Here is an 18551-nt window from a genome sequence, read left to right as displayed (position 1 = left end):
GAATTTTGATTTAACGTTAAACCATGATGGTATCAATACAATGATCAGAAAAGAGATAAGGATCGGGAATATCCCCTGTTCCGTTACCATAACTATCCAGACGCTCGACGCGCAGAAGACCGTGCGGGACACGGCCGCCTACGATACTGCTGTCTTCCTTGAAGCCAAAGCTGCAGGAGAGGATGATACGGTTTTGTCTCTGCGCTTTTCCCTGCCTGTTGCCGCCGGCGATATCGGTACGGGGATCCGCCTGAGCATGACTGCTGCTGTTGAAAACATGGCGGGAAGAGTCTGCGTTCCGTCGTTGCAATACGGACCAGAAGAGGGGCCGGAGACTGCCGAATACCGCGAAGATCGTCTGCCATCACCGTTCGTTCTTGTATACCACCAGTCGGACGGAACCGCATTCGGCTTTTCCAAGGATTCGGTTTCTCTCTTTTGTCGCCGCCCCCACCGAAGGAAAGGGGCAACAAAATATCTGCACGAAACCGATATTTCCTCGCTTGGGTATACAAAGAAGGGAATGTTCCTGTTTCATTGGCCATATCGGGAAACGGAAGGCAGCATATCCCTTGATCGGAACGGTTCGGCTCCGGAGGCATTCTATCCGATGAACGGAGCGCAAAGAACCTTTTCTTTTGTGTTTACGCTTTCCTCGAAAAAGGCGGCTTCCTATTCTGAAGCGATCTTCCGGGAATACACAAGAAGCTTCGAGTGTACGCCTTCTCCTTGCGGGGGGAACCTTTCGGCGGAGGATGCCGTCACCTATAAAATACGTTCCCTGGCCGAGACTTACCGGACATTCGAGGAAGGTAGGGGGGCCGGGTTCTTTTTCCATTTCGACCCGACTAAGGGATACGGATCGCTACCTTCCGGCTTCGGTTCTTCATTCCGTACTATTCCAGAAACATCCTATTCGCATGTACTGGAGTACGGCTTTACAGGAAGGCAGCTCAATGCTGCATATCTTTTGGCCAAAGCCGACCCCGCCCAGTGGCTGGAACGCAGTGAGGTTGTGATCGATTTCTTCGTAGATCGGTGTACCGTCGCTTCCGGATGGGTCTATTCGCTCTACGATATCAGTGCCCAAAAACCGGTTTTCTCATTCGGTGACCCCAATGCCCCGCGGCTCCATTACGTATGGAACACAGACAAAAAGGGCAATTATCTCAGGACGATGGTTGAACCGATTTTCGATTTGCTCCGATGCTATCGGCTTTTTGCGCAGTATGGCACGGAGAAACCGCGCTGGAAGGCGTGTATCCTGGCTTTTGCCGCATTCCTTGTTCGCGCACAGGATACCGACGGATCATGGTACCGCGGCTACGGACCCGACGGCCTTCCCGCTGCAGTCGACAAAAGTCAGCCGGACCGCAGTGCGGAGAAGAGCGGTACGCCCATCCCCCTTCCGTTCCTGTGTGCTCTCTGTGAGTTCCTTGAGACCGACGGAGAAGACACACGGGCGCTCCGGACATCCATAGGGAAAGGGGCCGAGCACCTTCTCCGTTCCTCTGTGCGAAGCGAATGTTTTCGCGGGGGGACCATGGATAATCCGAATGTTGTCGACAAGGAAGCCGCCCAATATACCATGGCGGCTCTTGTGGCCTGTTATCGTTTGACGAAAAGGAAAGACTACCTGGAAGGTGCGAGATGTGCCGCCTATCAGTTTTTGAGCTGGATCTATACTTGGAATGCACCAAACTTGGAGGGGGCATTCACCGACCGCTGCACGTTCAGGACGCGCGGGATGGGCGGGATTAACTCGATATGGGGCGGCGGCGTAGTGGACATTTACGCTCTGTTTCATACGGCGGAACTGGTGTATCTGGGCCGTGAACTGGATGAGCCGATTTTTCTGAAGGCCGCGGATGAAATTGTGCGCGCTTCCGCACAGTGCATTTCGTATCCCGGCTGCACTTTCGGCTTCGCAGGCATCGGCATGCAGCCGGAAGGCTGGGGCATATGTCCCGAAGGATGCGACGACGACTTGATCGAAAAGGGAGACGTCTGGGGCTCTCTCGGATGGATATACAGTGCGACGATCGACGGGATTACCCGTTATGAAAAATTCTGCAAGAATCTTGCAGCAGATGAAAGGAGAAAAAAATGAAAAAGATCATTTTGTGTCTCATGTTCCTGCTCTGTCTTTTCCCGCTGTTTGCAACGGGAAACAAGGAAGAACAGGCGACGTCGGGAAAGGCGAATGTCATCGAGATTAGTCTCTACCACAGCTGGAGTACTGACACCCAGCGTGGAAAGGCCCTCAACGATATCATCGCCAAATTCAACGAGGAACATGCCGGGTCCATCAAGGTCAACGTAGACATCAACCCGGACTTTCCCGCTTACCAGGAAAAGATCAAGGCCATGATATCGGCGGGGAATCCTCCGGATATTTTTCACTACAACTTTAATCCGAATGACCTGTCCAGACAGCGGTCGGGTAAATTGATGGATTTCGCCCCCTACATGGACGATACATGGAGATCGCGGTTCAATGAGGGAGACCTCAAGGCGTTGACGATCGACGGGAAACTGACTTCCATACCCTTTGAGAAAGCTGGTGCCCTTATCTATTACAACAAGGATCTGTTCGCAAAGGACGGATATACATCGTTCCCGACTACCTGGGATGAATTGTTCAAGGCGTTCGAGAAGCTTGGGAAAGACGGCATGAAGGGTATTTCCCTCTATACAGCGGACGATGCATGGCATGCGACGAATCTTCTTTCCTACCTTGCGGCAAGCGCTGGAGGAACGGAATTCTTTAACAAGACGGATGTCGATCTCAATACTCCCGCAATGATAAAAGGTGCCACCTACCTTGCGAAGGCTTTCGCCATGACGACCGGAGACGCCATCGGGGCGAATTACAGTGTCAGCGTAAATAATTTTTCTGCCGGGAAGACTGCTATGGTCATAGACGGCCCGTGGCTGATAGGCTCTCTTGACGACGATATCAAGGGGCATGTGGCCATTGCCCCTGCACCAACGTTCGGCGACGGCGTCGTAAAACCGGGTTTTACGGTTACCGATGCCCAAACCCCGTGGGCTGCCTCAACGCAAACGGATAAGGCGAAAGAGGAAGCCATCGTGGAATTTATGAAATTCGTCACCAATGCGGAAAATACCAGGGATCTGACGCTCAACGGTAGTGTCTTTCTTTCCCCTCATCTCGATTTGGACGGTGTTGATCTCGGTAATGTCGATCCGCTCATGGTCCAGTATATAACCATCAATTCCACGGCTCCTGAGAGTATCGTGAACATCCAGAGGAATCTCAAGCTGGCCGCGAATGCCCAGATTCCTTCGCTGATGGAAAGCCTGGCGCTTGGTATGATCACTCCACAGGAATTCGCGCAGCAATTGGCACAAGACAATCAATGAACGATATGTCCCTAGCGAAGGCCTCCTTCGCTAGGGAACGCATTGTTTCTCCTTTCTGCCGTTATTACGGCACACGCAACGTACGAGGATTGCTTTTGCACTATGACCACAAAGCAAAGAACGCTCTATCTGCTACCTGCCATATGTATGACCGTCATATTTTTCATCGTCCCGTTCGTCTATCTGCTCTACGTCGGATTTTTCCAATGGGATGGTTTGACCCCAATGAAATTCGTCGGGATCGGAAACTACCGTAAGGTACTTGCAGATCCCGTATTCAGGATTTCCGTACGCAATACCATTATTTGGATGCTGACAGCGACGTTCATTCATGTTCCGCTCGGTCTTTTACTAGCCTTCCTGCTAGACAGGAGGCCGAGAGGATGGAAGGTATACCGTTTCGCTTTCTTCATCCCGAATATCATATCGACGACCGCGATAGCCTTCCTGTGGTATTTCCTGTATCATGTGGATCTCGGTTTGATCAACGGCATCCTTGAGCTTATCGGGCTGGGTACGTACCGGCACGGTTGGCTCAATGAGCCTGCGACGGCATTGTTTTGCAACCAAGTGCCTTTTGCCTTATATGTCGGACTTACCATGGTCATCTTCATGACGCAGCTATCCACCATCTCTCCCGATATCTTCGAAGCAGCGAGGATCGACGGAGCCGTGGGCTGGAGGAAGGATTGGTATATCTCTCTTCCTCTGGTCCGTCCCGCCATCATCACAAACCTTATGCTTAACTTGGCGTTCTGCCTGAAGACCTTCGAATATCCATTTCTTATGACCGGCGGCGGACCTGCAAACTCCACTATGAACCTATCGCTATACATTTACCGGGAAATGATGCAGTCCAATCGCTACGGATACTCAATGGTTGGCGGTCTCGCGACCATCATTCTCGGTTGCATCGTGATGGGAATTATCCTGTGGGTACAAAAACGCATGAAAGAAGAGGAACTATGACAAAACATACTATATTTCCGGTAAGCAGGGTCTTGCTTTCGCTGTTCCTTATCTGTGTCCTCATCATCATGATTCTTCCGTTTGCCTGGCTCATCATCTCGTCATTCCGGCCGAATACAGAATTATTCAGGGAACCTTTCGCCGTACCCCGGCACTTGTCGTTCCAAAATTACGTTTCGGTATTCAAAAGCCAGCCGATCCTCCTGTATTTCGGTAATACCGTCGTCGTAGCTGTATGTGCGACATTCCTCTGTTCATTCGTTTCTGTCTTGGCTTCGTATGCATTCATGTATGCCTTTCCCGCTGCTACGAAGGTGGCTGCCTTCCTGGCGATCGGACTGTTTATACCTACCAATGCTTTTTTGGTACCGTATTATGTTATGATCACGAAAATCGGGCTGTACGACAGCGCCATGGGAATCATGTTTGTCTATGCTGGGATAAACTTACCGCAGAGCCTCATGATCATCAAAGGATATATGGGTTCAATTCCCAAAACGATTCTTGAAGCTGCCGATATCGACGGAGCCTCTTCCCACATGATCCTGCGAAAAATTGTGCTGCCGATAAGCGTTCCGGGAATCGTTACGGCATGTATTTTCATCATCATAAACTGCTGGAACGAACTCTTGTTCGCCAATCTCCTAAGCCAGAGCGATGTGTCCCGGACTATCCAGGTCGCCATCCGTTCGTTCCTTACCACCTTCAGTGCTAACTATGCCCATGCTTTTGCGGCAATGGTTATTTCGATTCTGCCTACCATCATTATTTATGCCTTCCTTACCGACAAGATCATCGGAGGTATGACGGCCGGTGCCGTAAAGGGGTAATGTCCATGCAAAACCGACAAACCGTATCGCTTGACAAGATACATATCACCGACGAATTCTGGTCCAGATACCTGGACCTTGTTCAATATGAAATGTTGCCGTACCAGTGGAAGGCAATCAACGACGAGATTCCCGAAGCCCCGCCAAGCCACAGCATTGAAAACTTCAGAATTGCGGCACACGAGAAAGAAGGGGCCTACTACGGGGCGCTTTTCCAGGATACCGATGTCTATAAATGGCTCGAAGGTGTCTCCTACATCCTGGCCCAGCGCTGCGATTCGTTCTTGGAACAGCAGGCGGACAAGGTCGTGGAATTGATAGCCCAAGCCCAGTGCGACGACGGCTATCTCGATACGTACGTCATTCTGCATCCGGAATATGAGCGCTGGTCCAACCTTATGGAAGGGCATGAACTGTATTGTGCCGGACATCTCATCGAAGCGGCGGTCGCCTACTATTGCGCAACGGGCAAGCATATGATACTCACCGTTGCAACCCGTTTCGCCGATCTCATCTGCCAAACATTCGGGGACGGGGATGGGCAGATCCACGGATATCCCGGACATCCGGAGATTGAGCTGGCGCTTGTGAAGCTGGCGGATGTGACGGGAAACGGTGCATATCTCAGGCAAGCGAAATATTTTCTGGACAGGCGGGGCTCGGGAAAAAATTGGTTCCTTGCGGAAGAAGAACGGCCGGGTTTCCATCACCAGTTTCCCGAATTCGCCGATTATGATCCCCGTTATTCACAGAGCCATCTCCCTGTCAGAGAACAGAAGACCGCCGAGGGGCATGCCGTACGGGCCGTGTATCTGTACTGCGGAATGGTCGATGTGGCGGAACGTACACAGGACGAAACGCTTTTGCGTGCCGCCGGGACCATTTGGGATAATATCGTCGGACGACGCATGTATCTGACCGGCAGTATCGGTTCCTCAGGGGTGCTGGAACGCTTTACGTGCGATTACGATTTACCTAACGAACGCAACTACAGCGAAAGCTGTGCGTCTATAGGACTGCTGCAGTTGGGAATTCGGCTGGCCCGGCTGTATAAGGATGCCTCCTATATCGATGTCGCTGAACTTGCGCTGTACAATACTGTTCTTGCCGGCGTTGCTCTGGACGGCAAGAGCTTTTTCTACGTTAATCCCCTGGAAGTCGTTCCCGAGACATGCATGAGCCATACAAGCATGGCGCACGTCAAGCCGGTCAGGCAAAAGTGGTTTGGCGTAGCCTGTTGTCCTCCCAACATTGCCCGGACGATTGCTTCACTGGGGCTATTTGTGTACAGCCTTGAAGATGCGACCGTATTCCTCAACTTCTTCGTTTCAAATACGGCGGACCTGCCCGATGGGACGCATATCGAAGTGAAGACGGACTATCCGAGGGAAAATACTATTGAGGTGATGATGTCGGAGATAAAGGAAATAAGGACCCTGGCTATCCGTGTGCCGCATTTTGCCCGTAATTACCGGGTCATTCTTGGATCGCAGGAAATTCCGTATGCGAAAACACTGCATCGAGGATACTGCCATATTGCGCTGGACGGCGTACAGACCGTATCGATACGCATAACGTTCGAAGCGCCTCCGGTGTTCGTCCGTGCGAATTCCCGCGTTGCCGCCGACGCGGGTAAAGTAGCGATCAAACGGGGACCGCAGGTATATTGTGCAGAAGAGACGGACAACGGGAAGCCTCTGTCTGCCGTGTACGTCGATACTTCGCACAGGCCCGAGGAGCAGAGGGCGGAAAATGGTGTTGTAACGGTCCACTTCTCCGGCTACCGCCGGACCGGAAACAGCACTGCATTGTATTCGACAGACGATTCGTTTATCATGGAAAAGACCGAATTTGTTGCCGTTCCCTATTATTGCTGGGGCAACAGGACTCCCGGGGAAATGGCGGTGTGGCTGAAGGAACTCATCAGGCTCCCTGACGAGGGCAAGAAATAAGCGGAGAGTATGAAAAAAGACAACAACACTATGGCCACAGTCAGTGAGATCGCGAAGCGGTGCGGCGTTTCCGCTACCACGGTCTCGAATATTGTCAACCACAAGGGGAGAGCCAGCGAGGCGACGAAGAAAAAGGTCTTCTCCGTCATCAAAGAGTTGCATTACAGTCCCAATGCATTTGCACGGCGCCTGAAAGCGCCGAAAAATATGAAGACCATCGGTATCATCACGGAAGATTTAACGGTATTCAATACACCAGAAATTGTCGATGGAATTGAGGAATACAGTGAACGGCAGGGGTATGAAGTCCTCATCGAAAATCTCCGGTTCTACAAACGGTTTCATGCCGATTTCTATAACTCCAACCAGCATCATTCCCATATCGCGAACAGGATCAAGGTCCTAATGACGAAACGTATCGACGGCGTCATCTATGTTGGCTGCCATGTGCGGGAACTTTCCCTGGATCTCTCGGGAATTCCCATTCCCGTCGTTCTTGCGTACAGTTTTGGCAGCAACGGCAGGATCCCTTCCGTCATCTTCGACGATGAACGAGCCGCCTACGACGCGACGACCGCCTTGATCGCCGGTAACCGTCGTCACATTGGCGTCATTTGCGGAGAAAGCAACAGCGTACATACGGCGTGGCGCCTCGCAGGCTATCAGCGGGCGCTGTACGACAACGAAATCCTGTTCAATCCCGCCCTCGTCGTTCCCGGGGGATGGGAATTCGAGTGCGGTTACCGTGCCTGTACCTCTTTGTTCTCTCAGCCCGTCGATGCCATTTTTGCCATGAACGATTTGCTCGCCGGCGGTGTACTGGCATATGCGACCGAACACGGTATTTCCGTTGGGACCGATATCGCCTTGATCGGATTCGACGACAGGGAGATCTGTACAGCATATTCTCCAACCCTATCGTCCGTAGCGCTACCCCTTACCGATATCGGCAGAGAAGCTGCGAAAACGCTTTTCTCGCTTATCGGGGGCACGGCCCCTGCGGAATCCTCTTCTCTCATCAAGATACCGTGCATCCTGAAACAAAAGGAATCGACCAAAATACAAAAGAGGTAAAGTCTAACGACAAATGGTTTCTGTGTTACACATGTCGGCTATGAAGTCGAAAGATTGCAAGAGAAATCATGAAGTTCTGGGGAGTGAGAGCCTATATGTAATGATATATCTCTTTCTTTTTCCATATAAACAGTATTGAAACCAAAAACGTAGTACCTTCCGCGAAGGGAATTGCAAGCCAAAGTCCTTCTGTTCCAAGGAAGAGGGGCAATAGCAAAATCCCGATGGAAAGGAGGACCAGACTTCTTAGGAATGAAATGATCGCAGATAGTTTTCCATTGGAGAGGGCTGTAAAAAGAGCAGAAGAAAAGATGTTCACGCCACTGAAGAGAAAGGAAAAAGAGACAATCAGAAAGCCGGCTTTGGTGATCGAATAGACCCCGGAACCTTTCGGCGTGAAAATTCCTGCAAGATATGGCCCTCCGATCATGGCGATAGAAAAAACAAGCACGGATACGGAAAGTATAAAAGAGATACAGATTTTAAATATCCGTTTCATGTGTACATGATTCTGATTTCCGTAATTGTAACTGAAAATGGGTGCGACTCCCATGGAGAATCCGATATAGAAAGTAGAAAGTAAAAATTGGGAGTAGATAATGATAGTTATGGCGGCAACCCCATCCACTCCTATAAGCTTCATCATCGTTTTGTTAAACAAAAACGTCGTTACGGCCGAAGAGAGATGACCCACCATTTCTGATAGTCCATTGGAAAGGCTTTCGGTGATTACCGGTATAGCGATATGTGGTGTAACAAAATGAAGAGCCTTGCCTTTATTGCGCAGGAAAAAAATCACTCCGCCTGTTGTTTGGATGAGGTAGCCCATACTTGTCGCTAATGCAGCGCCGCGTATTCCCATGTGCAGCGGGCCCATAAAAATGAAATCAAAGCATGCGTTTGTAAGTCCCGCCGACAGCGTTAAGATAAAGCCGAGCCCGGGATTTCCGGCCGTAATAAGAAAGATTGAAAAAAGAACCTGCAGCATGTTGGCCGGTGCAAAGACAAATAATAGTGAGAGATATTCTTTGGCATAAGGAAGAAGCACAGTATTGGCTCCGAGAGCATATATGATCGGTTCAAGAAAGAATAGACCAACAAGGGCGATAATCACACCAAGAGCCAAAACTGTAAGGATGATCAGAGTAAAATCTTTCCTTGCTTCAATATCCTTCCCTTCTCCCTGTTTGCGAGCCACAATTGCACTAGCACCCGTTGCAAACATGGCTCCCAAACCGACGATGATATTAATCATCGGAGTTACGATATTGATAGAAGAGAGGGCATCGGTGTTCACAAGGCGTGATACGAATATTGTATCAACGATGGTGTAGAGCCCGGAGAATACCATCATACATAAAGTCGGAAAAGAGAACTTTAGAAGAGAGCCGACCGTATGGTATCGAGATAGCGGATTATACGTATCATGGTCAGAGCTTTCTTGTGCATGCATGGTGTGTTTCCTATGAAGATTTTTGATGAAATAAAAGTTTTTGCGTGGGGTACCCAAACTCGACCAGGAATTCCGATTCGCTAAAGCCGAAGCTTTGAAGGGCCTTCCTATAGCCAGTATCTGCCTTGTCTCCTTCTCGATAGGTTGTGATGCTGATTTCTTTTCTTCCGTTTTGCAATGCATCTATTGCTTTCTCGAGAAGTATCATCGTAAGATCTGTTCTCTTGCGGAACAGCGGGTGTACTCCTAAAAAGTCGATGCTTCCCGACTGATATGAAAGGAGCATGTTGCCTACAACGATATTCCCGGCATTGACCATTAATGCTTGTTTCTTATCAATATTCTTCTTTACTACTTGTATATATTCATCTTCATTAAGAAAGGGATATCCATCTACTACAAGTCGTACAAGATCCATCCATGCCGGAATATCGGCCTCTTGTGCAAACCTAATATCCAGGTGAGTATTCACTTCTTTTTTGTTAAGCATATCGAAATCCGCTTTAAAATCGAACCGTAGCTGCAGGGGGTAAAAGAGCTTCTTTTTTCTGAATGTGTTTGGAGGATACTTATACAGTGATGTAAAAATTCTGCTGAAGGCTTGTTGGCTTTCGTATCCGGACAAAAGGGCGATCTCTAAGATTGGCATGTCCGAGCGGCAAAGCATTTTTGCGGCTTCGGTTAGTCGACGACGCCTAAGGTAGTCATGAATAGTCATTCCTGTGGCCAGGGTGAATGTCCGATGAAGGTGATATGGGGATACATGAATTGCGCTGGCAATCGATTTCAAATCGAGCCTTTCGGTTAGGTGGTCCTCAATATATTCTATTGCAAGTATTATTTTTGCGATATCGTGCATGTATATTCCCTTTGTCTGTGGAATATATCTAATTATACGGATCGTGTTTTAACCATTATTGCTTTTTTCGATGGTATTGTCACTCGGTTTTTTTATTATGAATCTTATTATGAATTCCTGGATAGAAATCGGCGTAAATGGTCAGGGCCGGATTTGTGCGTAAGGAGGCTGACAGGCCCGGAACGACAATATTTGCCGTGAAAGCAGCTTTCATCCGACACATCCCGTTTTATACCATGGAAGAATCCTGTTTGCTTGTTCTGTATTCTTTCGCTGTCATGCCTGTAATTTTCTTGAATTGTTTCGAGAAATAAGCAGCATCAGCGTAGCCTACTTTCTGCCCGATAATATTAACATTGAGATTCGTAGTTCGAAGCAGTTTCTTGGCTTCTTCCATCCGTATCTTCACCAGTAGCTGTAATGGTGTACGCCCATATTTCTGTTTTACACAGCGGGTAATGTACAGTGGATGGAATGAAAACCTATGAGATAATTGGGTAAGGCTAAAAGGATCAGCATAGGCTTGCTCCAGATATTCACGAATATCTTCTGCTATATCGTTCTTTACGGGAGAAGGCGATACTTCACAGATTATAGAAAGAATCTGCATGAACAGAATTTGATAATTGATTTGGGAAGAAATAGAGTCAAAAAACAATTTTTGTTGATTATACCTATCGATTTTAACCAGAGAAATTTTCTCAAGGTAACCTTTCATTTTGTCTTGACGATCATGACCTATTGTCCCAAATTGCGGCAACGATATCATGAACGTATCCCTATGGTAGTATTTGTTTTTGTTCATCTTTGTAGCCGTATAAGGAAGCAGTTCATTACTGTATGAGTACTCTCCTTCCGTATACAAATGCACCCAGTAAAACACCGTATCTTCTCTGCAGTACTGATAGCCATAATGCAGACGTTCCGGTGCCAGAATCAGAAATTCTCCTTCATGGATGTCGAATCTTTTTCCGGCCTCATCCATATAAAGACACCCTTTGTGCACATACATTAAATCAAATGTCTTATGAATAGAACGTCTCTCGTGCTTATCTCCCTTCCTATAAACAGAAATCCCACCGACAATCAAATGTGGTATGGGCGGGCATGTAAAGTTGATATACATGGCAAGCAGTCTCCTCTTCGCTCTTGTATTATTTTATCATGATATCCACGATATCCGTAATATTTTTTATATATCGTTATATTATACTGGTTTATATAATTATATAAATTGTTGTTTTTATCGATTTACAACGGGAAGATCCAGGGATAAAAAGGGAATAGAGGAGAACGTATGATCGATTCAAACTCAACGGTAAAATGAATCCTAAAAATATCTATAAAAATAAACACGAAAGAATGTGAGAGAGGTGAGACTTCAAATGAACAGCCATATTGATCATAACGAGAAAAAGGAAATCCTGAAACGAGATCTGGAAGAAATATATCTTGGCAATCTACATACGGTAGATACAGACTTGGCTCTTCCGGAAAAGGGAAGATTAGGGTCAACATTTAGTTGGAAATCAATGGAAACGCTTTTTGTCGGCCATGATGGAAAAGTTACCAGACCGATCAGCGGAGTAGGAAACCGTATTGTTTCATTGGTTGTCACGGCCGAATATGAAGGAGCAATGGCAACGAAAGAGTATCAGGTGACCGTTATTGAACAATCCAAGGATGCTGTCATTACCGAACTCTATCCGATATACCTAACGGCCATTCTACCGAATAACATAGATCTTCCGCCGATCGTAATAGCGGAAGAAAGCACAGGGCTAAAAACAACATTACCAGTACAATGGGATCACTATGAAGCTCCCAAAGAACCGACAACAATTCGCCTTACCGGAACTGTAAAAGAGACGAACCTGAAACCATCTGCCGTGATACAATTTCTTTCTGAACATGTGGTTGATGTAAAAGCAAACAGAGGCCGGAAGGTCTGGCCTCTGTCCCCGGGAAGCGTGATGCTAAAAGAGGGCAGCGTATTTTGCGATGAACAAGATAAGATGATACAGCATCTTATTGATACAGATGATGATCAGATGCTCTACAATTTCCGGGTTGCAGCAGGAGTGGATACCCGAGGGGCTCTGCCCATGACAGGCTGGGATGCTCCCAGCTGCAATCTACGGGGGCATACTACCGGCCATTATCTTTCCTCTTTGGCTTTAGGCTGGAGTGTAACAAAAAAGACAGAGCTCATGGATAAAATTGTGTACCTGATCGAATCCCTGTCGGAGTGTCAGAATGCCCTTGAAGAGAGAGGTTGTAGCAAAGGCTTTTTAAGCGCTTATTCTGAAAGGCAGTTCGATCTGTTGGAGACCTATACACCATATCCAACGATTTGGGCACCTTACTATACACTGGATAAGATCATGTCAGGTTTGTACGATTGTTACAGCTTGGCCGACAGTAGTCTGGCGTTGAATATCCTTTGCAAAATGGGAGACTGGGTGTATGAAAGATTGTCCCGCCTCTCAAGAAACCAACTTGATAAAATGTGGTCGATGTACATTGCCGGGGAATTTGGCGGAATGATTTCTGTGATGGTTAAACTCTATACTCTCACAAAAAAGAAAACGTATCTGCAAACGGCTTATTATTTCGACAATGAAAAGCTGTTTTATCCGATGCAGGAAAATATCGACACCTTAAAAGATATGCACGCCAATCAGCATATACCGCAGATTATGGGTGCGGTAGAACTTTATGAAGCTGATGGATCTGGCAGATATTACGATATTGCAAAAAATTTTTGGAACATTGTAACCGCATCTCATGTATATAGTATCGGTGGTATTGGAGAAACAGAAATGTTTCATGAACCCAATGAGATTATGACCTATATTACCGATAAGACGGCGGAAAGTTGTGCCAGCTATAATATATTACGATTGACCGGACAATTGTTTGCCTTAGAGCCTGAAAGACGAAAAATGGATTTCTACGAAACTGTCCTCTACAATCATATATTATCTTCATTCAGCCATAAATCAGACGGAGGTACCACGTATTTTATGCCCCTTCGCCCAGGCGGCCATAAAGAATTCAACACGAAAGAAAATACCTGCTGCCATGGTTCGGGCCTTGAAACCCGTTTTCGGTATGTACAAGATATTTATGCCTGTAATCATGATACCCTCTATATAAACCTTTATATTCCATCTGCCGTCGAATGGGAGAATTTTCGGATCGAGCAGACCACGGCATCAGATGCAGCTGGGACTTTTATCTTTCTTATTCATTCTTCGGGCTGGAGGAACTTAGCTTTTCGTATACCCCACTGGGCAGAGGATGAATACAAGGTAACAATTAACAATCAAGAGTCCGTGGAAGAAATGGCCCAAGATGGATATTTCTACCTACATCGTGATTGGAGAGAAGGTGATCGGATAGAGATTCTCACTCCTTACCATTTTCGTAAACTTCCGGTTCCCGACGGAAAGCCATATGCCTGCATGGCATATGGACCTTATATTCTTGCCGCTTTATCCGATCAAGAAGAGTATCTTCCGTTTCCCGAACTTACCGGGGATGATAGAGTCCTGACAGCTTCTATAAGCAATATGCGCTTTCAGAAAGATGATGTAGATTTTGTTCCTCTCGCTGTGGTAACGAATCAGAAATATCATGTATATTTTGAAGATTGTTCTCATGAACGGCATTCATGATACTGTCTCCAAACGGTCGTCATTCATGCGGTGCCCTTGGTTGTTCCGAGCTTTTGTAAAAGCGGGTATATTCTCTAATGGTTCGCTGTGGCTTTCTTTATTCCACAAACATACCGTAGTATTCCAATTCTTTTTATCACTGATTCAAACAGAATAAAGAAAATTGCATACGTAAGAAGGACTGAAATGACAAATATGACATAATGGTGTAAGCCTGTTCGCAGCAAGCCGTATATCACTGCGCTGAGAATCAGATAATGGAACAGGTAAAGGGCAAAGGAAGTTCGGGATAAGTATAATAATAATGGACTTCTTTTATGTATATATCTCTTTGCCATACCGATGAAAAACAGAACCAGTACATACTCATCGCTTCCCTGTATAAGGGCTAAAAGCATTGTTCCATATCTGGGAAAAGGTTTTTCGGAAATGAAGAACCAATGATGTAGATAGATGAATACGATGGTCAGTGTAAGAGAGAGAATTCCAAACATGCGTGTATATTTGAGGATTGTTGCAGTACTCGTTTTTCTGAAAGCAAAGAGATAGCCTAACAAGAAAAAGGTTAGATAAACCGAAAAATTTGCCCAGTCTGAATATAGATTTTGAAGTCCGGGAAAGAAAGGACGGAGTAGTACCTCAAGGAAGATAATAACGATCATAGGAAATAAAATATGCTCGGACAAAAAACGGCTCGCTTTTTCTATATAGGCTATGTTGTTTTGCAGAATCTTAAGCAGTACTATCAAGATTAAGGAAAAAACGAAAAGATAGGCCAGAAACCACAGATGCCCCCAACCAAGATATCTATTTACAAAGCCCTTAAAAAACTCCGGATAAAAGTCAATTATGTTCCCTTCAAAATGATATGTTTTTATTGCCATGAGATAGGCAGTTGGGGGGCAAATAAAAGCAATGGCAAAACATAATGGAACCATAAGTCTCTTTACCCGTTCTAAGAGGTATTCTCTGAAATTCCTTTTTTTCAGTGCATAGAACGAAGAAAATCCTGAAACAAGAAAGAGTAATCGCATAAACCATAAATTAAGAAATTTGGACTGAATAAAATAATAAAGCGACGGTATCTGATGGTCGCTATATATATAGGCATCTCCGAGGTGAGAGAAGGTAATTGCTGCATGATGTGGAATTAAAAGAGCAACTACAATGACTCGTAACCAATCCAGATAATATTCACGATCTTTATGTTCCATGATGTCAAAACCCTCGTTAAAATGAATGATTCATTCAATTGTAGATTAATATAAATCGATACTGTTGATCCTCTACTGTTTATATGCGGTGATAATATTGTCCATGCATAATTCTTTAGCTGCTTCTGGAGAAACTTCAATAATCTCAAAAGAAGAGTATCTGCTGTCCATTGCCCACCATGTCAAGATTTCAATAATCATGGTTGCCGTCAATTCCAAATGAGGCAGCGGCCTGATTTCGTTTTTCTCAACAAAAATGGAGAGATATTCTGCCATGGTGCGAAAGAACCTTTTACGATAATCCTTGTAATACTCTGTGAGCCGGCCGCTATCAGCCTGATTCCTTTCGATGAATAGGCAGCCTATTGCATGGCTTGATAGTAAATCAAATGCATCGGAGATCAATTCTTCAAAGCTGTAGTGTTCACCCCTATCTTCTAAATGGCTTGCAAACCGCGCTGAGATTGCATGAAAGCTTTCAAGAATTTCGGTTTCGAGATGTTGGAACATCGATTCTGCTATGGGTCTTTCAAGGCTTCTATTCATGAACGAGTCGTCAATTGCACATTTGAGAATGAAGTTTTTTATCTCCTTTTTGCCTTTGAAATCATGGTATATAGTCCCCACTGATGTTCCTATTGCTTCAGCAATATGGCTAATCTGCGTTTTTGAATATCCTTGCCGAATAAAAAGCATTGCCGCGGCATCGTGTATCAGTTTTACTCTTTCCATAAGAGAAATTCCCTGCAATAAAATGAATCATTCATTTTATTGCAGATCTACTATCATGTCAACATAGACATCAAACATTTATGCTGAAATACATGTATGTTTTTTGAAGAATAACGTAGTGATAAGTATTGGAAGCACAGCAATAAAGGCAAAAAGCGCACTAATATGGAAAACGAAAATGATATTATATTTTTGAGCTAAAAATCCCAGAAGCAAAGGAGCAATAACGGCTGAAATTCCACTTACAAATGAAACAATACTGAAAGCTTTCTCATTTAGTTTACGATCAGGTACTGCCTTTGCTATTAACGTATTGATTATAGGCACCGTTCCTTTTGTTACTGTTCCAAGCATTATTGAAACAATCGAAATCATGATTATGTCTTTAACAATACTGATGGAAATGAGCAAAAGCGACATTAGTATTTCTGAGATAATGAATACTTTCTTGCAACCAATTCGATCCGTTATCTTCCCAATCATTATTTTCCCCATCATATTTCCTATAAAAAAAGCACCGGACAAGGAGCCCAATATTGCAGTTGATGCTCCTCTATATACAAAAAGAAATGGTAGAAAAACAAATAGCGATGAGCTTGCAAGTGAATCAATAAAACTAGTCAGAATTGCAATAATGAATTCCTTACTCTTGTGTAGTCCATGTATTTTACGTATTTTCGCTTTTTCGGCTAAAGAAGATGAAAAATCCACTTTATAAAGGAAGATGAGTGACAGGATTGCCATTACTAAGGGCAGAACGCCATACATAAAGGCGGTATTACGCCAATCAACTATTGAGACGAAGATTGTAACGCATGCAGCTATTCCTACTCTTCCTATGTCACCCATTGCAGTAAAACTGCCCATCCTATTCCCTATATCGTTCTGGTCGCTGCTATTTGCAATAAGTGCAAAACTGATGGGATGAAATAGACCGAAGCCAATGCTGGCTAAAATAAAGGCACATGTTAGTAACATAAATCCTGAAGATAATCCTGTGATGATAAATGCGCAGGAATACAAAACCATAGACATCAACAGGACCTTATATCCTCCAAAACGCATTGCGATTGAAGCTGCCGGCAAGGCAAGAATAACACTCGCACTATTAAGCAAACCCGTGAGCAATCCTATTTTACTAAATTCAATGCCGAGATCTTTCTGTATAAAGGGAAGTAATAATGGAAGGCTGGCAAGAAATCCGTCATTGAGAATATGCAGAAGATTAAGCCGCATCATTTTGTCCATTCCATAATAAGCTCATGTTCTCCCGTATCGCTGTCGAATGATTCTGATATGACCGAAAAGCCCTTATTCCTATAGAAATTGATACTTTTTTTGTTTTTATCATATACCTTCAATTGAAGATGATTCCGAAGGTTTTTAACATGTGATAGTAATGAACTCCCAATGCCTCTCCCTTGCCTTTCCGGTTTTACAAAAATTGCAGCAAGATATTCGTCTATTAGTGCAACAAATCCAAGAATTTGCTCTCCCTCGGTGAATACATATGCTTCTGACATTGGCATATACGTGCTTTTCATCACGGCTCTATTGGCGTCCCAAAAATCTTTCGGGATGAAATTATGAGCCACTATTGATGCTTCATACCAAATATCTACTACTTCATCGATATCTGCAATTTCCATCTTTCTTATTAAGAAATCATTCAATTTACTTCCTCATCCTATGTGATTTTACAAAAAAGTATTTAACTTTGAATAGAGAAGGCTGCTTCAGTTTATATCTTTTCTTAAAAGATAATCCTTTTGTAGTTCATCACCCATCCGAAAGAAGTGTTCATTAAACCGAATAAATCCATTACGCTTATAAAAGGCTATTGCCGATTTGTTTTTTTCCCATACTCCCAACCAGATATACCGGCAACCAGCGTTTCGAGCAATTTCCTCTGTTTTTTCTATCATAAGGCGGCCTATGCCTCGACCTTTGAACCCTTTTATTACATAAATACGTTCAAGTTCTAGTGACTCCGGATCGTTTATATCGGTTTGAGCAGGTGCAAAATTGATTTTAAAATAAGCTACTGTTTTTTGATTTTCGCATAAGAGGTAGAATTGTGAGATAGGATTTTTAAGTTCTTGCCTGATCCGTTCGGGATTAAAAGCCTCTTCTAAATAACGCCTCATAGTCTCTTCGGTATTCATTGAGCCGAACGTATCAAAATAGGTTTTTTTCCCGATGGCGACTAATGTCTCCGTAAAGCTTTCATCACACTTCAGAATCTCCACAACAGTATCTTATCTTTAATGTTTTGTTTTTTAAAGAGATATTACTGATGTTAGGACGTAAATGACAGGAATGTGCAACTTCTGTTATAATTGATTATCAAGTTAAAATAAGAATTTTATACCGACCCAATAAGGTCGGCATAAAATAGTTT

15 protein-coding genes and 1 pseudogene are annotated in these 18551 nt (G+C 45.0%); 8 read left to right on the top strand and 8 right to left on the bottom strand.

The window, feature by feature from the left end:
* The first annotated feature begins 40 nt into the window (after positions 1 to 40).
* The 6 genes from SPIRS_RS21100 (at position 41) to SPIRS_RS21075 (ending at position 8212) form a co-directional block, all read left to right on the top strand.
* Positions 41 to 2110 (top strand): hypothetical protein, encoded by a 2070-nt coding sequence (locus tag SPIRS_RS21100; RefSeq protein WP_013256728.1) that lies wholly within the window; start codon positions 41 to 43, stop codon positions 2108 to 2110.
* Positions 2107 to 3387: an ABC transporter substrate-binding protein gene (locus SPIRS_RS21095; protein ID WP_013256727.1), complete on the top strand. Its 1281-nt coding sequence runs from the start codon at positions 2107 to 2109 to the stop codon at positions 3385 to 3387. Before SPIRS_RS21100 ends, SPIRS_RS21095 begins: the two co-directional genes overlap by 4 nt.
* 102 nt (positions 3388 to 3489) lie before the next feature.
* Positions 3490 to 4356, top strand: coding sequence for a carbohydrate ABC transporter permease (locus tag SPIRS_RS21090; protein ID WP_013256726.1), 867 nt, complete (start codon positions 3490 to 3492; stop codon positions 4354 to 4356).
* Entirely contained in the window at positions 4353 to 5186 is an 834-nt protein-coding gene (locus SPIRS_RS21085) for a carbohydrate ABC transporter permease (RefSeq protein ID WP_013256725.1), read from the top strand. Before SPIRS_RS21090 ends, SPIRS_RS21085 begins: the two co-directional genes overlap by 4 nt.
* Before the next feature lie 5 nt (positions 5187 to 5191).
* Complete coding sequence (locus SPIRS_RS21080; RefSeq protein ID WP_216086401.1) at positions 5192 to 7138, top strand: glycoside hydrolase family 127 protein; 1947 nt, start codon at positions 5192 to 5194, stop codon at positions 7136 to 7138.
* Between the two features lie 9 nt (positions 7139 to 7147).
* Positions 7148 to 8212: a LacI family DNA-binding transcriptional regulator gene (locus SPIRS_RS21075; protein WP_013256723.1), complete on the top strand. Its 1065-nt coding sequence runs from the start codon at positions 7148 to 7150 to the stop codon at positions 8210 to 8212.
* Positions 8213 to 8303: 91 nt separating this feature from the next.
* On the opposite strand, the gene SPIRS_RS21070 is transcribed toward SPIRS_RS21075, so the two are convergent.
* The 3 genes from SPIRS_RS21070 to SPIRS_RS21060 all read right to left on the bottom strand — a co-directional run bounded on the left by SPIRS_RS21070 (position 8304) and on the right by SPIRS_RS21060 (position 11650).
* Positions 8304 to 9566, bottom strand: a complete 1263-nt coding sequence (locus SPIRS_RS21070; RefSeq protein WP_245537646.1) for an MATE family efflux transporter — start codon at positions 9564 to 9566, stop codon at positions 8304 to 8306.
* Positions 9567 to 9675: 109 nt separating this feature from the next.
* Positions 9676 to 10524: a helix-turn-helix domain-containing protein gene (locus tag SPIRS_RS21065; RefSeq protein WP_013256721.1), complete on the bottom strand. Its 849-nt coding sequence runs from the start codon at positions 10522 to 10524 to the stop codon at positions 9676 to 9678.
* A gap of 229 nt (positions 10525 to 10753) precedes the next feature.
* Positions 10754 to 11650 (bottom strand): helix-turn-helix transcriptional regulator, encoded by an 897-nt coding sequence (locus tag SPIRS_RS21060; RefSeq protein ID WP_013256720.1) that lies wholly within the window; start codon positions 11648 to 11650, stop codon positions 10754 to 10756.
* Between the two features lie 259 nt (positions 11651 to 11909).
* On the opposite strand from SPIRS_RS21060, the pseudogene SPIRS_RS22930 reads away from it, so the two are divergent.
* Both SPIRS_RS22930 and SPIRS_RS21055 read left to right on the top strand, forming a co-directional pair.
* A pseudogene (locus SPIRS_RS22930) lies at positions 11910 to 12188 on the top strand (immunoglobulin-like domain-containing protein); the annotation flags it as partial.
* A gap of 309 nt (positions 12189 to 12497) precedes the next feature.
* Positions 12498 to 14204, top strand: coding sequence for a beta-L-arabinofuranosidase domain-containing protein (locus SPIRS_RS21055; protein ID WP_216086400.1), 1707 nt, complete (start codon positions 12498 to 12500; stop codon positions 14202 to 14204).
* 74 nt (positions 14205 to 14278) lie between these two features.
* On the opposite strand, the gene SPIRS_RS21050 is transcribed toward SPIRS_RS21055, so the two are convergent.
* The 5 genes from SPIRS_RS21050 to SPIRS_RS21030 form a co-directional block, all read right to left on the bottom strand.
* The gene (locus tag SPIRS_RS21050) at positions 14279 to 15418 is read right to left on the bottom strand and encodes an acyltransferase family protein (protein ID WP_013256718.1); all 1140 of its coding nucleotides are present in this window, start codon (positions 15416 to 15418) and stop codon (positions 14279 to 14281) included.
* A 72-nt stretch (positions 15419 to 15490) separates the two neighbouring features.
* Positions 15491 to 16150: a TetR/AcrR family transcriptional regulator gene (locus SPIRS_RS21045; protein WP_013256717.1), complete on the bottom strand. Its 660-nt coding sequence runs from the start codon at positions 16148 to 16150 to the stop codon at positions 15491 to 15493.
* A 78-nt stretch (positions 16151 to 16228) separates the two neighbouring features.
* Positions 16229 to 17398 (bottom strand): MFS transporter, encoded by a 1170-nt coding sequence (locus SPIRS_RS21040; protein ID WP_148224111.1) that lies wholly within the window; start codon positions 17396 to 17398, stop codon positions 16229 to 16231.
* A complete protein-coding gene (locus SPIRS_RS21035) occupies positions 17386 to 17823 on the bottom strand; it encodes an N-acetyltransferase (protein ID WP_013256715.1) in 438 nt (145 codons plus the stop codon). The genes SPIRS_RS21040 and SPIRS_RS21035 overlap by 13 nt, the downstream gene beginning before the upstream one ends.
* Before the next feature lie 63 nt (positions 17824 to 17886).
* The gene (locus SPIRS_RS21030) at positions 17887 to 18399 is read right to left on the bottom strand and encodes a GNAT family N-acetyltransferase (protein WP_013256714.1); all 513 of its coding nucleotides are present in this window, start codon (positions 18397 to 18399) and stop codon (positions 17887 to 17889) included.
* Positions 18400 to 18551: the final 152 nt, after the last annotated feature.

Source organism: Sediminispirochaeta smaragdinae DSM 11293, assembly GCF_000143985.1.
GTDB lineage: Bacteria > Spirochaetota > Spirochaetia > DSM-16054 > Sediminispirochaetaceae > Sediminispirochaeta > Sediminispirochaeta smaragdinae.
The sequence above is the reverse complement of the archived record's forward strand: the minus strand, read 5'-3'. Positions and strand labels throughout refer to the sequence as shown.

Coding starts and splice junctions, on each gene's coding strand:
- SPIRS_RS21100 (WP_013256728.1), top strand. CDS start 41: ATGATCAGAAAAGAGATAAGGATCGGGAATATCCCCTGTTCCGTTACC.
- SPIRS_RS21085 (WP_013256725.1), top strand. CDS start 4,353: ATGACAAAACATACTATATTTCCGGTAAGCAGGGTCTTGCTTTCGCTG.
- SPIRS_RS21070 (WP_245537646.1), bottom strand. CDS start 9,566: ATGATGGTATTCTCCGGGCTCTACACCATCGTTGATACAATATTCGTA.
- SPIRS_RS21080 (WP_216086401.1), top strand. CDS start 5,192: ATGCAAAACCGACAAACCGTATCGCTTGACAAGATACATATCACCGAC.
- SPIRS_RS21095 (WP_013256727.1), top strand. CDS start 2,107: ATGAAAAAGATCATTTTGTGTCTCATGTTCCTGCTCTGTCTTTTCCCG.
- SPIRS_RS21090 (WP_013256726.1), top strand. CDS start 3,490: ATGACCACAAAGCAAAGAACGCTCTATCTGCTACCTGCCATATGTATG.
- SPIRS_RS21050 (WP_013256718.1), bottom strand. CDS start 15,418: ATGGAACATAAAGATCGTGAATATTATCTGGATTGGTTACGAGTCATT.
- SPIRS_RS21045 (WP_013256717.1), bottom strand. CDS start 16,150: ATGGAAAGAGTAAAACTGATACACGATGCCGCGGCAATGCTTTTTATT.
- SPIRS_RS21055 (WP_216086400.1), top strand. CDS start 12,498: ATGCTAAAAGAGGGCAGCGTATTTTGCGATGAACAAGATAAGATGATA.
- SPIRS_RS21040 (WP_148224111.1), bottom strand. CDS start 17,398: ATGGACAAAATGATGCGGCTTAATCTTCTGCATATTCTCAATGACGGA.
- SPIRS_RS21075 (WP_013256723.1), top strand. CDS start 7,148: ATGAAAAAAGACAACAACACTATGGCCACAGTCAGTGAGATCGCGAAG.
- SPIRS_RS21065 (WP_013256721.1), bottom strand. CDS start 10,524: ATGCACGATATCGCAAAAATAATACTTGCAATAGAATATATTGAGGAC.
- SPIRS_RS21060 (WP_013256720.1), bottom strand. CDS start 11,650: ATGTATATCAACTTTACATGCCCGCCCATACCACATTTGATTGTCGGT.